Here is a 14,150-nt window from a genome sequence, read left to right as displayed (position 1 = left end):
TTAATGAAATCTCACGCTTTGGGAATCGCAGCATGCCTGTGCGAACCAGTAAATTTTGTCAGGAGAGTGTCATATTTCCTGTTTGTTCGCACAAAAAACAACCAACGCAATTCCGTGCAACGTAAAAAACAACATTTCAGCAACACAAAAAAATCGTCCAGTTAATCGATTGCCTCAATTTATTGTTCAGTTTTCCATCGATAACACAGGGTGAAAACTGTGAAATTCCATTCAAAAGCTCACTAAAGCTTCATTAAAACGAAACAAATGAGAAACAAATCATAGTTACGCTTCGCCAAGGTGTGCTATTTAGAGAGCACTCAAGGAATGATGACAACAATAATGAGGCGACTTATGGACGAACTGCACTTTGATGAGCTGTTGGAAATGGAAATCTCGAAAATTCGTACTAGCCGTTCTAAACCTGTGAAACGGATGTGGCGCGAGATCGAAGCGATTCGAGATCGTAAACGACTAGAGAAAGAGTTGTTGGATATGGATGTTTGTCTCGACGCTGACGACATAAAAATTTAAAGGATTGAGCAACAAAGGCACGTTTCGCGTGCCTTTGTTGTTTTTAAGACTTTAAGTGAGAACGGCTATCCACAGCAAGCTTCTCTAAACAACGCAGTGTCATGTGAAACTGAAGCAATCCTGCATGGTATACCTTTGATTGGTTAGGTGTATTCACTCTCACTTTTACGAACACGACGAGCCAAAAGCGCATATCGCTCAGCGATCGTTTCACCGAATACCGGATCATCATCGTTGTTTTGCCATTGCGACTCAACGCTCTGCCAATCTTCTAATTCAAACGTTTGATTAATCAATGGCAAAATCGATTGTTCTTCCAACTCTAAATGCTGTTTTTGACCTTGTAAAAAGGCCTCCAGTTGCTCAATAAACACATCTTGTGGCACAACCGCATCGTTTAAAATCATCTCCATGACATCGAGAAACTGATGGGTAATTTGCGCCAACTCTTGATGTTCACGCTCCAAATTAGCCACTTGCTGTTCATCGCCGTAATGTGCCATGTAGTGGCGGTACAGAATGTCCTCTTTCGGGTGATGCACTTTCTCTGAATGGCTTGCTAAATAATCCACGATTTCTTTCAGAAGGCTGTAGTTGATCGGCTGCTCGCTTTTCACCAGATCCAATTTGTGGCGTAAAATCGACAACAGACGCACCATATAACTGTGCTCGCGGCGGATTCGTTCCATCATCATCTTATCAATCTCCATACTTGTACTGAGGTAAAGTGTACATAAGGATTGATATCTCGGCTTTGAAACTGGTCGAAAAAACGCCAACTGCATTAAGATTCGAGCTCGGGCTGCCAGTTAATGGGAGCGATACCTTGCGCTTGCAGCAATTGATTGGTTTTAGAGAAATGCTGACATCCTAAAAAGCCCCTGTGCGCCGAAAGCGGTGAAGGGTGCGGAGCCATCAAGACATGATGGCGCTGGCGATCGATCATCTGGCCCTTTTTCTGCGCGTGCGATCCCCACAATAGGAAGATCAACCCATTTCGGTGTTGATTCAAGGCGTCAATCACACGATCCGTGAAGGTTTCCCAGCCAGTATTCGCATGAGAATGGGCCATACCTTGTTCAACAGTCAATACGGTGTTGAGTAGCAAAACGCCCTGCTGTGCCCAACTTTGTAGGTAGCCATGAGGTGGGATTTGAAATCCAGGGATATCTTGCGCTAACTCTTTATAAATATTGACTAACGAGGGCGGTGTTTTGACACCCGGTAGCACAGAGAAACACAAACCATGCGCCTGATTCGGGCCGTGATAAGGATCTTGCCCCAAGATCACCACTTTCACCTCACCAAATTCGGTAAAGCGAAAGGCGTTAAATACATCTTTAGCGGGAGGGTAGATAACTTTTCCGGCTTGACGCTGGCTTTCGACAAATTGCAGAGTTTGTTGAAAGTAAGCCTGCTGCTTTTCATTACCAATGACATCATGCCACGTCAGTGATTCAGACATATCAATACCTTAAATTATGATTTCTGTTGGCATTGTATACCCAAACCACGCTCAGTTGCAGCTATGCGAAAATAAGTGCACCGCCTGCAATATTCACAAGCTGAAGACAACCTCACTCTCCTGTTAAAGAGAGAGGTTGCTTAGCCATTCATCTTAACGCTTTTCGTTATCTTAATGCGGTTTTTGCGGCTGTGGAGCACGATGATGCCCTTGCCCATTTACGTGTCGATTAGGCACTGGGCGACGAGCGGCAGGTCTGGAACTGGGTGAAGCAGTTTGAGTTAATAAGTTCATAGCGGCATCCTTCTTACAACGCTGACCCTGAGCATGATGAAAGAAAGATGCCAAATCTGTGAAGTTTGCCGATTAATTCTCTTTTTGCGTCGAAAATTTGCGTAGCGTTGCGATCTCAGTCGCCCAAATATCAGGATCAATCGTTTCTAAAATCAGAGGGATACCGTTAAATCGATCATCTTGCGCGATATACTCAAAACACTCCCAGCCAATCTCTCCCATACCTAAGGAATGGTGACGGTCAACACGACTAGCCAGCTTGCCTTTTGAATCATTGATGTGCATTGCGCGCAAATAGTGCATACCGACCACTCGCTCAAACTCAGTGAATGTCTCATCACACGCGGCTTTCGTACGCAAGTCATACCCTGCGGCAAAGGTGTGGCAAGTATCTAGGCATACGCCAACCCGATCTTTATCCTCAACTTGGTCAATGATTACCGCCAGATGCTCAAAACGCCAACCTAAGTTACTCCCCTGCCCTGCGGTATTTTCAATCACCGCAATCACATTCGGTACTTGACGATGCGCAAGATTAATTGACTCAGCAATTGTCGCTAAACACGCCTCTTCAGAGACCTGCTGTAAATGACTACCGGGATGAAAGTTAAGCAAAGTTAACCCTAACTGATCACAACGCAGCATTTCATCAACAAAAGCGGCCCGTGATTTGTCAAGCTTCTCGGGTTCCGGAGCCCCTAAATTAATCAGATAAGAGTCGTGCGGCAAAATCGCCTCACTACCAAATCCCCATTTTTTACAATTGGTTTTGAAAGCACGAATGCTGCTCGCTTCCAGTGGCTTAGCTGCCCATTGGCGCTGGTTTTTGGTGAAAAGAGCAAAAGCATTCGCTCCGATTTCATGAGCTCGAACTGGCGCTAGCTCGACACCACCAGAGGCCGATACATGTGCCCCGATTAACTTCTCATACATATTACGACTTCTTATTGTTGCTAAATGACTTCGGACTTTCAGTTCACAGCGCTAACTTTCTGATTTTCTCTGGCACGGGTCAAGTTGGATTACAAGTTTGTAGTAAAATTACAACAAAATATCACTTAACTATTTTTTATTATTTAAAATAAATTTAATCATAATTGTTTTTAAAGCATTTATTGATACAAATCAAAAACCAAACCCTAGTATAAAAATGGTTTCTTGTTGTAATTTGACCTAAATCAATATCAGCAGTATGGATATTTGCTATATAATAGCCAGCTCAACAAGATCTGAAAATTAACACCAATAACGCCACTTGATGTGGACTAGGAGAAAGCGATGATCCAAGGTATCCAAATCACTAAAGCTGCTAACGACGACCTACTGAACTCAATCTGGTTGCTAGATAGCGAAAAGAATGAAGCACGCTGTGTTGCTGCGCTGAAAGGCTTTGAAGCTGATCAAGTGGTTAGCATCAACGATCTTGGCCAATTCGAAAGCCGTGAAGTGGCTATCGAAGCGGCACCACGCATCGAAGGTGGTCAACACCTGAACGTAAACGTACTGAAGCGTGAAACTCTGGAAGATGCGGTTGCGCATCCAGAAAAATACCCACAGCTGACTATCCGTGTTTCTGGTTACGCCGTGCGTTTCAACTCTCTGACTGCTGAGCAGCAACGCGACGTTATCGCGCGTACCTTCACTGAATCTCTGTAATCGTCAGTAAAGAATCCAGACTAAAACGGTGCTCAATGAGCACCGTTTTTTATGATCTTCGCTTTCGCAAATCCGCGGATTATTTCACATTCACCAGTAACGCACGCAGCGCTGCGAAATCGGCATTCAGTTCTTGTGAGAGCAACTCCATCGCCGCATGTTTTGCCAATGGCGCTGGTAGAGCAATGTCGGTACCTAAAATCTCATCCACCACTTCTTTGAATTTGGCGGGATGCGCAGTACATAAGAATAGCCCCGTTTCTTGCGGCTGACGCTGCTCTTCCAATACACGGTAAGCAATCGAACCATGCGGCTCACACAAGTAGCCTAGATCGTAAAGTTCTTGTACGGCTTGCGCACTTTCCTCGTCAGAAACCGCGCCTTTGCCCAGCGTTTCTAAGCCCCATCCCATACGTTGGCAGAGCTCTTCGATACGCGGCCAGTTGTTCGGTTGGCTGACATCCATCGCATTTGACGTTGTCGCTACCGTGGGTTTAGGTTCCCAACGCCCCGTTTCCAAGTAACGTGGCACGGTATCGTTGGCATTGGTTGCCGCAATAAAGCGCTTCACCGGTAAACCCAGTGCTTTGGCTAACAGCCCTGCGGTTAAGTTACCAAAGTTGCCACTAGGCACTGAAATCACCAGATTTTCACGCTCGGCTTTGCTCATCTGCGCAGCGGCTTCAAAGTAGTAACAGATTTGCGCCATCAAACGGCTGATGTTAATTGAGTTGGCGGAATTCAAACCGATCTGTTGACGCAGCTCTGCGTCATCAAAAGCTTGTTTCACTAGCGCTTGGCACGCATCAAAATCACCATTGATCGCCACGGTGTGAATGTTTTTACCTAATGTGCAGAACAGCTTTTCTTGCAGCGGGCTGATTTTGCCTTTCGGGTAGAGGATCACCACATTGATGTCTGGCATGCCATAAAAAGCATGCGCAACCGCAGCGCCGGTATCCCCCGATGTCGCCGTCAAAATCGTGATTTTTCCGCCGTTCGAGACCGCCGCTAGAGACTGGGCCATAAAGCGACCACCAAAATCTTTAAACGCGAGGGTTGGCCCGTGGAACAATTCGAGCGCGTAAACGCCCTCTTTCACTTTGGCAATCGGTGCGGCGAATTGAAAGGCGGAATCTACCATAGCGCGAATTTTATCCGCAGGCAGTTCATCGCCAATCAACGCCGATAAAATCTTGCTGCTACGAGAGACAAAATCTTCAGCCAATAGCGCATCAATATCGTCAAACTTCGGCAATTGTGCCGGAAAAAATAGGCCTTGATTGCGGCCTAACCCTTGGCGAACGGCTTGGCCAAAGGAGACTTGTTCATCATTTTCTTTTATGTTGTACAGCTTCATAGCTCACTTCCTGTTACTTTCGAACCTTGCTTGTCTAGACGACAAATGTGGACGAATCCTTCTTCATTTTGCACATAGTTTTGCTCAAGCCAACGTGCCACGCGTTCAGCCACTGCTTGTTCTTTGCACACGCTAAACAGAGTCGGACCACTGCCCGAGATGCCCGTTGCCAGCGCGCCAGCTGAAGCGGCGTAGCTGCGTGCTTTGGCAAACCCCGGCAGCAGTTTCTCACGATAGGGTTCGGCAATCACGTCTTTGATCATTTTTGCTGCTAATTCAGGCTGCTGAGTATGACAAGCGTGAATAAATCCTGCCAGATAGCGGCCATGCGCCACGATATCTTGGCGGCGATACTGCGCAGGCAAAATGGCACGTGCTTCCGCCGTGGACACCTTGATCCCCGGATAGGCCATCACCCAATACCAGTCATCAAAACTCGGCACGGATTGACTGATGATGCCAAGCTCTTCAAGCATGAGCTGCACACCACCTAAATAGCAGGGAGCAACGTTGTCATAGTGAATACTGCCAGAGATCTTGCCTTCCATTTCGCCCATCAGAGCCAGAAGCTCGGTTTCATCCAGCGGACTGGCGTGAAACTGATTCAACGCATCCAGAGCCGCGACAATCGAGCAAGCACTGGAGCCCAACCCTGAACCAATCGGCATATTTTTTTCTAGGGTCATGGTCAGCGGCTTCAGTGCCACCGATTTTTTCTCTAGCTCACGCGCGAAGACTTGCCAGCAGTCATACACAATGTTTTCTTGCGGATTAGCGGGAAGCTTATCGACAAATCGCCCCGCCGTTTTCAGTGTGAAAACCTCTGCGCCAGCTTCTACTTTCACTCGATCGCCGAGTAACGTGCCATCAATCGGGGACACGGCGGCCCCCAACACATCAAACCCGACACTGACATTACCAATCGAAGCGGGTGCGTACACCACAACACTCATGTCTCCTGAACTCATTTCTATTAAACCCCTAATTTCCAACCGAGTGTACGCATCACATCTGAGAACACGCCTGCAGCAGTCACTTCAGAACCCGCGCCGTAACCACGCAATACCAATGGGATGGGCTGATAGTAACGACTGTAGAAAGCCAGCGCGTTTTCACCTTCTTTGACTTTGAACATAGGATCGTTTTCATCAACCGCGACAATCCGCACTTGGCACTGGCCATCGACAATTTGCGCGACATAGCGCAGCACTTTACCTTCGGCTTTGGCTTGCGCTACTCGCTCGGCAAACGCGGCATCGGCTTGCGCTAAACGAGCCATGAACTCCTCAACACTGCCTGAAGCATCAAAGCCTGCGGGCAGTGCTTGTTCAACATCCACATCGCTCAGCTCCAATTCGTACCCCGCTTCACGCGCCAAAATCAGTAACTTACGCGCCACATCCATACCAGAGAGATCATCGCGCGGATCTGGCTCTGTAAAGCCTTTCTCTTTAGCAAGCTGCGTTGCTTGGCTCAAGGTCATGCCTTCATCCAATTTACCAAAGATAAAGGAGAGAGAACCTGAGAGAATACCGCTGAATTTTTCCAGCTCATCTCCTGCTGCAATTAGGTTTTGCAAGTTTTCGATAACGGGCAGACCCGCGCCAACTGTAGTTTCATACATCAGTTTACGACGCGAGTGACGCGCTACATTACGTAGCTGATGGTAATAACTCATGCTAGCGGTATTGGCTTTCTTGTTCGGGGTCACCACATGGAAACCCGCGGCGAGGAAATCCGCATACTGGTTAGCAATCTCATCACTGGACGTGCAATCCACCAATACTGGGTTAATGATGTGATTACGCTGCACCAAAGCTACTAGATTCTCTAAACTGAACGCTTGATCCGCATTGACCATACGATCGCGCCACTGCTCCAACGGCAAGCCTTGGCTATCAAGCAGCATGCCTTTACTGTTAGCGAGTCCACAAACGCGCATCATGATGCCTTTTTCCGCAAGCTTGGCTTGTTGACGCTGAATTTGATCCACCAACTCACCGCCCACGCCACCAACACCGACCACAAACACATCTAAAAAGTGTTTAGAGTTGAAAAGGTTTTCGTGACAAGCTTTGATCGCTTCTGAAATCTTATCATCGGGGATCACCGCTGAAATCGCACGCTCAGAAGAGCCTTGGGCAATTGCAATCACGTTGACGTGTACTTCGGCCAGAGATGAGAAAAATTGCGACGCGACACCGCGAGAGGTGCGCATACCATCACCAACCAGCGTGATGATGGCGACGTTATCGACAAACTCAACCGGCTCAAGCAAGCCATCTTTGAGTTCAAGTTCAAATGCATCCGCCAGCGCTTGCTGTGCCAAAGCTTTATGTTGTGCTTCGATACAGAAACTGATGCTGTATTCCGAAGAAGATTGAGTAATGAGCACGATCGACACATCGGCCGCTGACATCGCGCCAAACACGCGGCTCGCCATCCCCACCATGCCTTTCATTCCGGGGCCGGACACGTTAACCATAGTGAGATTGCTCAGAGTGGTAATGCCTTTGATCGCGAGTTTATCTTCGCCAGTGTCTTGGCCAATCAAGGTGCCTGCACCTTGTGGATTGAAGCTGTTTTTGATCAGGCAAGGGATTTGAAATTGAGCAATCGGCGCAATAGTTTTAGGATGCAAAACCGAAGCACCGAAGTAAGAGAGCTCCATCGCCTCTTGATAGCTAAGAGATTTCAAAAGACGCGCATCATCGACCAAACGCGGATCGCAGTTATACACACCATCCACATCCGTCCAAATCTCGCAACAATCCGCACGTAAACAGGCAGCCAGTACCGCTGCTGAATAATCCGAACCGTTACGCCCTAAACAGACCAACTCACCTTGCGCATTACCCGCAGTAAAGCCCGGCATGATATTGACGTGCTGCTGTGGTAACGGCGATTGTCTGAAACGCTGAGTCGAGATTTCCACATCAACCATAGCTTCAAGGTGATCACCTTTTGCCAATAGGTATTTGACGGGGTCAATCAGATTAGCCGGCAGACCTTTGGCTTCCATCACCGCTTTCATCAATTGAATGGAAACGCGCTCACCTTTACTGATAATACGCGCATTGACATTGTCTGGGCACATACCAAGTAAGGTAATACCATGCACAAACTGACGTAATTGAGTCATGGAAGAGTGCACTTGCTGTTGATAAGCACTGTCATCCAAATTCGGGAGCTGCGCTTTAATGCCATCAAGCAAGGCATAGAATGAGCTCTCTAGCTCTACAATTTGCGCTTCCGCCTTTCCCTGACGTAAAGCACTTTCAATCACTGCCACCAGTTTATTAGTGGTTTTTCCCGGAGCAGAGAGGACAACGGCCACCTCTTCCTGCTGTGCGTTATTTACGATGATATCAGCAGCACGTAAAAAACGCTCTGGATCCGCCAGTGATGAACCTCCAAACTTTAATACTCGCATTCCTTCCTCCAAATGCATTTTAAACGGGTATAAAAAAAGGCCTGTATCGGTTGGGATACAGGCCTTTTTTTGTGAATTTTTGCGCTCAGCAGCCTGCCCCAACATGCGACGTGTCGGTAATGGTAATAATGGTGGTCATTACGATTAGGCTGTGATTCAACATAACGGTTTTTCTATCTATCTGTGTGTTTGCTTGCAAATACGTTTAACTCATTTGCGTTCAAGTCGTCAACGAAAATCTGCTTTTTTTATTGGGGATTTTACAAATCCTCGACTGTGTATACTCAAACGAGTTGACGTTGCAAATAGGCAGCAAATGAGCATATCACGCTCAAGATAGGCAGAGGCGATGATTGAAAGGCACGAGTGTCGTCAATAAAGCCACAACTTCACCTGCAAATTTATCTAGGAAGGAAATCATGAGTTTTTCAATCCGCACAACCAGACAGCAAGCCACCAACAATCCGTCTATATAGAAATAACAAAATGCTATAAAACTCCTCGTGGAATGTATGTGTTTTTATGCTTAAATTGAGCGTACCTATTAATCTTGACTGGTACATCCGGGGCTATCGTGAAAACTGCTTTTTTCTGTTTGATAACCTTAATGTCTCCCATTGCCGGAGCAGAGCTGCTTCCTGCCTTGCCCTCAGAGAGCAATGCCTCGCCACACAAATTATTTATTGCTAGCGATAACAGCAGCCAAAGCTTTGATAGTTGGACGATTGATGGTGGTTACGCTTATAACCTGTTTAACGATATCGACCTGTATGTCGGTGCACGCATCCATAATCGGCTGGATAATGGAGCGCAGGGTTGGCTGAGTGGCATTGGCTATCAATTTACCGAACGTCTCTCGTTCAAAAGCACCTTAATTGCCTCACCCAAGGTGGAAAGTAAAAACCAAGAAGCCGGGGTATCAGCCGAATTGTCGAGCCGATTAAAATTAACCGAAAATCTCGACTTGCATGCCACACTGGACTACCAAGAATGGCAGCAAGCCGTCGAGTTTGGTGTCGGTTTTCGCTTTTAGGCTACATCAAGCGCCGTTTCTGACATCAAAATACCATTCCAATCAGCATACAAATAATCGCCCGGTTCAACGATCTGATTTTGCATCGTCAAAGTGACATTCACCTGCCCTGCGCCGCGCTTTTCGGTTTTGAAGGGACTGGTACCTAGTGCTTTGATGCCTAAATCCATCTCAGACATTGCGACCACATCACGTACAGCGCCGTAAATAATTACGCCTTCCCAATCATTTTTGATGGCTAAAATCGCCAACTGATCGCCCATTAAGGCTTTGTGGCATGAACCGTGACCATCAACGACCAATACTTTGCCCTTGCCATTTTGGCTGAGCACATCACGTACTTTAGAGTTGTCGTGATAGCAACGAACTGTCACTATTTCGCCCCAAAATGCGCTGCGTTGACCAAAATTTTGCAGCGGTAAATTGAGTAAGGTGACTTGCGATTCGTACTTATCGCAAAGATCTGGGGTTATATCTCTCATCATTCCTCCATGATTTTTATTTTTCAGATCTATTGTTTCCCCATTGGCCCGAGATGAAGCTCGCTCTCATCAACACAAGAACAGAGATAAAGGTCGCCGTCTTGTACAAAATAGAGTGCGTTTTGAGCAAATCTCTGCGCCAATTTTCGGGCTTCTGAAAGCGGCATTACGACCGCAAAACTCTCTTCAAACCAGTGAAAATGAGCGTCTCCTACCCTCACTTTCACCCAATCATAATCGATCAAGCATTGCTGTAAACGTTGATTATTTACGCAATTCTCATCATCTGACAAGCGGATACTCTCAGGGTTCCATGCGGTAATTATGCAGTAAAATGGCCAATTTACTGGCTTTTCAAAGGCAAATTTCACGCTTTGGTAGGCCTGCCAAAGGCTAGCGTCAATCTTGATCATTTGGTAATTTTACAACTCGTGATTGTTCTTAATATCTGTTACATTCTAACTCTTGATGTAAATCAACAAAGTGATTGGAATTAACATTCGGGCGTTGTTAGCATGCTGTTAACATTATAGAATCCGCCCCATAGACTAGTAGAACCTCTTGAGAATGGGAGTCTCAACACTAGTTACACCAAGGATGGCGGACAAAAAGTAGTGACATAAATTAGATTTTTTACTTTATTGTTAACATCACTAACCGGTATGTAATCTTTTTGCCTAGAATGACTTCTACTAGCACGATTTTTTCACAAGTTTAGGTAACGCTAATGCAAACCCCGCAGATCCTTATCGTCGAAGACGAGCAAGTAACTCGTAACACTCTTAAGAGTATTTTTGAAGCAGAGGGATACGCTGTTTTTGAGGCCAGCAATGGTGAAGAGATGCACCAAGTGCTGTCCGATTATCCAATTAACTTGGTGATTATGGACATCAACCTGCCAGGAAAAAATGGCCTGCTGCTTGCACGCGAACTGCGTGAACAAGCGGATGTTGCGCTGATGTTCCTGACCGGTCGCGATAATGAAGTAGATAAGATTCTGGGCCTAGAGATCGGCGCAGATGATTACATCACCAAGCCTTTCAACCCACGTGAATTAACCATTCGCGCACGTAACTTGTTGAGCCGCTCAATGCATGCGGGCACCACACAAGAAGAAAAACGTAGCGTTGAAAAATACGTGTTTAATGGTTGGGAACTGGACATCAACAGCCGTTCACTGGTGAGCCCTGATGGTGATAGCTACAAGCTGCCACGTTCTGAGTTCCGTGCTCTGCTGCACTTCTGTGAAAATCCGGGCAAAATTCAAACTCGTGCCGATCTCCTGAAAAAGATGACTGGCCGTGAACTCAAACCACACGATCGTACTGTTGATGTAACGATCCGCCGTATCCGTAAGCACTTTGAATCGGTGTCAGGTACGCCAGAAATCATTGCCACCATTCACGGTGAAGGCTACCGCTTCTGTGGTGATTTAGAAGATTAACCTCTTCTTTTATATCTAATTAGAGAAGACCCTAGCCAATGGCTAGGGTCTTTTTTTTCACTGCTTAGCGTTTGCTTGCTGAGTCAGCCAGCGCTTCAATACAGCAATGTCAGACTGATATTCGTTTTTAATCTCTTCAACCCAATCACTGATGTTCTCCCACCATGCAGGAGCTTCCGGCGATTGCGCTTTCTGAGCAATCTTTTGAATGCGTTTTAACCCGACAGAGCCGGCCGCACCTTTGATTTTATGGGCTTCACTGACAATGCCTTCTTGATCTTTGGCCACCATATTCGAGTCCAATACAGCAAGATAGGCTGGCATGGATTGTTCGAATAAGTGCACGCTATCAATCACGGGTTGGCTACCGACAATCTCAACATAGGATTGCAGCATCTCGAGATCCAGTAACTGCTGATAGAGATCGTCTGGTACTTCTTTTTCCTTATTTGATATCGCTTTAGCGACGCTCTCACCGGTATGATGTTGCGTCATCTTCGCAATCACTTCTCGCACCGCCGCTACCGATAAAGGTTTGCTTATCGCAGCATCCATCCCTTTTTGACGATACTCTTCTTTATCCTTCAGTACATTGGCAGTTAATGCCACTAATGGCGGTAATAAAGAGTAATGGGTGCGGTAATAATGAGCGATATCGAAGCCTGTCATATCCGGTAGCTGAATATCGAGGAACACCAGATCGTACTCTGTTGGGTTAAAGCCTTGGATGGCTTCTTCGCCCGTCATGGCGACCGTCACCTTATGCCCCATACTTTCAAGTAATGAACGAGCAACCGTAATATTGAGCTCAATGTCTTCGACCATGAAAATATTCAGCTGAGTTTGCGGCTCCTGTGGCTCAATCTCAATCGGCGCTTCGGCTAACAAGGGGACTCGGATCGTTACGGTAAAGGTGCTGCCAAAACCCTCTTCACTGTTGACGCTGATATCGCCGCCCATCAACTTAATCAACTGACGTGATACGGCTAAGCCGATGCCAGTACCCACCGCATGTAAGTTATCTTTGCCTGACTTGACCTGATAATACATGGCAAAGATTTTTTCTTGTTCCGCTTCCGGAATGCCAATCCCGGTATCTTCAACTTCAATCGTGATCTCGGCATGCTGCGCATCGCATTCCGCGCTGACCGTCATCACCACACCGCCCTCTTTGGTGAATTTCATCGCGTTACTGAGTAGGTTCCATAACACTTGACGCAGACGTGTCGAGTCCACTTCCACTAAAGAAGGCAAGTCAGTTAACCGTTCTAAATCAAAGCGTAATCCTTTTTGCTCCGCCATTAAGGCCGCCAATACTTCAATTTCTGCCACAAACTCTTCAAAATTCAGTGCCACAGGGAAAAGTTCTAATTTGCGGCGGTCAAACTTATCCATATCAATAATATCGTTAAAGATATTACCCAGCGTGACTGCACTGACATTGATGGTTTGTAAATGCTTACGCTGCTCACCGCTCAATGGCGTATCGAGCAGCATACGACTCAAACCAACAATACCATTGAGCGGAGTGCGTAGCTCATGGCTAATGGTAGAAATAAACGTGGTTTTGTCGCGGCTGGCTTTCTCTAGTGATTCTTCATGGCGTTTACGCTCGGTGATATCACGGCCAAAACCGACTAAGCCAAGATGGCGGCCATCTTTGTTATAAAAAGGCACTTTACGCAGTTCAAAGAAGCTCTTACGACCATCAGGGTACTCCAACCACTGCTCGTAAGTAATTGCGGTGTTGTTGTTAAAAACTTGCTGATCCGTTTCGACAATTGATTGAGCAATCTCTTTGCGATAAACATCCCAAGGCGTTAACCCCACTAGCTCACTTTCGCGCTTTCCGGTCAGCTCTTCCATCGCTCGGTTGCAGCCTGAAAACTCACCTTTGGCGTTGCGGTAATAGATCAAATCGGGAGATGCGTCGATGAAAGAGCGTAGCAAAGCGGTACGTTCGGCCAATTCCACTTGGGTTTTTTCACGCTGATACACTTCATTTTCAAGGTCGGCCATCGCTTCTTCGCGTGCCTCTTCTGCCTTGATCCGCTCTTCGATTTCTTGATTGAGTTTAACGATGTTTTGCTGAAGTTTTTGATTGAGCTCTTGATCGCGCGAACGCATGTCTTTGAGTTTAGAAACCAATTTAGAGAGGCGTTGGCGTGACTCCTCAAGCTGATCGACCACCACAGAAAGAAAGTACACTGCCCAAGGCGTGATAAGTAAACCAAAGAATACCGAGCGGATAATGTCGATATCATCGACGAAACCGTTGAGGATCAGCGTGATCCCCACTTGTACTACCACAGCCAAAGCAACCAAGGCGAGAGCTAAGAGAATGGAGAAACGTAAAATGCCCAATTTGACTAACAAATCAACGTAATACTGGGCGAGATTTTTCATCGGTTTCATTCACTGCTCCGTCAGATAAAGAGCACTTAGTCTA

15 protein-coding genes and 1 other annotated feature are annotated in these 14,150 nt (G+C 46.5%); of the genes, 4 read left to right on the top strand and 11 right to left on the bottom strand.

Annotated features, from left to right (window positions below; translation table 11 throughout):
* Nucleotides 1–354 precede the first annotated feature (354 nt).
* The gene (locus R4537_RS08175; protein WP_000343854.1) at nt 355–534 is read left to right on the top strand and encodes a DUF3545 family protein; all 180 of its coding nucleotides are present in this window, start codon (nt 355–357) and stop codon (nt 532–534) included.
* A 143-nt stretch (nt 535–677) separates the two neighbouring features.
* Here R4537_RS08175 and R4537_RS08170 read toward each other — a convergent pair whose 3' ends face one another.
* The 4 genes from R4537_RS08170 to nfo form a co-directional block, all read right to left on the bottom strand.
* Nucleotides 678–1,229, bottom strand: coding sequence for a hemerythrin domain-containing protein (locus tag R4537_RS08170; RefSeq protein ID WP_000979818.1), 552 nt, complete (start codon nt 1,227–1,229; stop codon nt 678–680).
* Nucleotides 1,230–1,318: 89 nt separating this feature from the next.
* Nucleotides 1,319–1,999, bottom strand: a complete 681-nt coding sequence (ung, locus tag R4537_RS08165; protein WP_029628406.1) for a uracil-DNA glycosylase — start codon at nt 1,997–1,999, stop codon at nt 1,319–1,321.
* Between the two features lie 171 nt (nt 2,000–2,170).
* The gene (locus R4537_RS08160; protein WP_255233345.1) at nt 2,171–2,293 is read right to left on the bottom strand and encodes a hypothetical protein; all 123 of its coding nucleotides are present in this window, start codon (nt 2,291–2,293) and stop codon (nt 2,171–2,173) included.
* Between the two features lie 72 nt (nt 2,294–2,365).
* Complete coding sequence (nfo, locus tag R4537_RS08155; protein WP_071179207.1) at nt 2,366–3,226, bottom strand: deoxyribonuclease IV; 861 nt, start codon at nt 3,224–3,226, stop codon at nt 2,366–2,368.
* A 345-nt stretch (nt 3,227–3,571) separates the two neighbouring features.
* Here nfo and grcA point away from each other — a divergent pair, with 345 nt between their 5' ends.
* Nucleotides 3,572–3,949 carry an autonomous glycyl radical cofactor GrcA gene (gene grcA, locus R4537_RS08150; RefSeq protein WP_000614136.1) on the top strand — a complete coding sequence of 126 codons (378 nt, stop codon included), beginning with the start codon at nt 3,572–3,574 and terminating at the stop codon, nt 3,947–3,949.
* A gap of 79 nt (nt 3,950–4,028) precedes the next feature.
* On the opposite strand, the gene thrC is transcribed toward grcA, so the two are convergent.
* The 4 genes from thrC to thrL all read right to left on the bottom strand — a co-directional run bounded on the left by thrC (nt 4,029) and on the right by thrL (nt 8,941).
* Nucleotides 4,029–5,309, bottom strand: coding sequence for a threonine synthase (gene thrC, locus R4537_RS08145; RefSeq protein WP_000780993.1), 1,281 nt, complete (start codon nt 5,307–5,309; stop codon nt 4,029–4,031).
* Nucleotides 5,306–6,262, bottom strand: a complete 957-nt coding sequence (gene thrB, locus R4537_RS08140) for a homoserine kinase (RefSeq protein ID WP_002032856.1) — start codon at nt 6,260–6,262, stop codon at nt 5,306–5,308. The genes thrC and thrB overlap by 4 nt, the downstream gene beginning before the upstream one ends.
* A 20-nt stretch (nt 6,263–6,282) precedes the next feature.
* A complete protein-coding gene (thrA, locus tag R4537_RS08135) occupies nt 6,283–8,742 on the bottom strand; it encodes a bifunctional aspartate kinase/homoserine dehydrogenase I (RefSeq protein ID WP_071179208.1) in 2,460 nt (819 codons plus the stop codon).
* 30 nt (nt 8,743–8,772) lie between these two features.
* Nucleotides 8,773–8,892: a sequence feature (Thr leader region), on the bottom strand.
* The gene (gene thrL, locus R4537_RS08130) at nt 8,828–8,941 is read right to left on the bottom strand and encodes a thr operon leader peptide (RefSeq protein WP_001925859.1); all 114 of its coding nucleotides are present in this window, start codon (nt 8,939–8,941) and stop codon (nt 8,828–8,830) included. It overlaps the preceding feature by 65 nt.
* A 408-nt stretch (nt 8,942–9,349) precedes the next feature.
* On the opposite strand from thrL, the gene R4537_RS08125 reads away from it, so the two are divergent.
* Nucleotides 9,350–9,775 (top strand): hypothetical protein, encoded by a 426-nt coding sequence (locus R4537_RS08125; protein WP_000074505.1) that lies wholly within the window; start codon nt 9,350–9,352, stop codon nt 9,773–9,775.
* Here the strand turns inward: R4537_RS08125 and R4537_RS08120 are convergent.
* Nucleotides 9,772–10,257 (bottom strand): putative 4-hydroxy-4-methyl-2-oxoglutarate aldolase, encoded by a 486-nt coding sequence (locus R4537_RS08120; protein ID WP_001204903.1) that lies wholly within the window; start codon nt 10,255–10,257, stop codon nt 9,772–9,774. The two genes, R4537_RS08125 and R4537_RS08120, sit on opposite strands and share 4 nt — an antisense overlap.
* 29 nt (nt 10,258–10,286) lie before the next feature.
* On the bottom strand, nt 10,287–10,670 hold the full coding sequence (locus tag R4537_RS08115) for a DUF3293 domain-containing protein (RefSeq protein ID WP_069730986.1): 384 nt from the start codon (nt 10,668–10,670) through the stop codon (nt 10,287–10,289).
* Nucleotides 10,671–10,984: 314 nt separating this feature from the next.
* Here R4537_RS08115 and arcA point away from each other — a divergent pair, with 314 nt between their 5' ends.
* Complete coding sequence (gene arcA / locus R4537_RS08110; protein ID WP_001194426.1) at nt 10,985–11,701, top strand: two-component system response regulator ArcA; 717 nt, start codon at nt 10,985–10,987, stop codon at nt 11,699–11,701.
* A gap of 57 nt (nt 11,702–11,758) precedes the next feature.
* Here the strand turns inward: arcA and arcB are convergent, their stop codons facing one another.
* Nucleotides 11,759–14,116: an aerobic respiration two-component sensor histidine kinase ArcB gene (gene arcB, locus R4537_RS08105; protein WP_071179209.1), complete on the bottom strand. Its 2,358-nt coding sequence runs from the start codon at nt 14,114–14,116 to the stop codon at nt 11,759–11,761.
* Between the last annotated feature and the right edge of the window lie 34 nt (nt 14,117–14,150).

It is taken from the genome of Vibrio paracholerae, from assembly GCF_037672085.1.
GTDB lineage: Bacteria > Pseudomonadota > Gammaproteobacteria > Enterobacterales > Vibrionaceae > Vibrio > Vibrio cholerae.
This window is presented reverse-complemented; position numbering and strand designations above follow the sequence as displayed.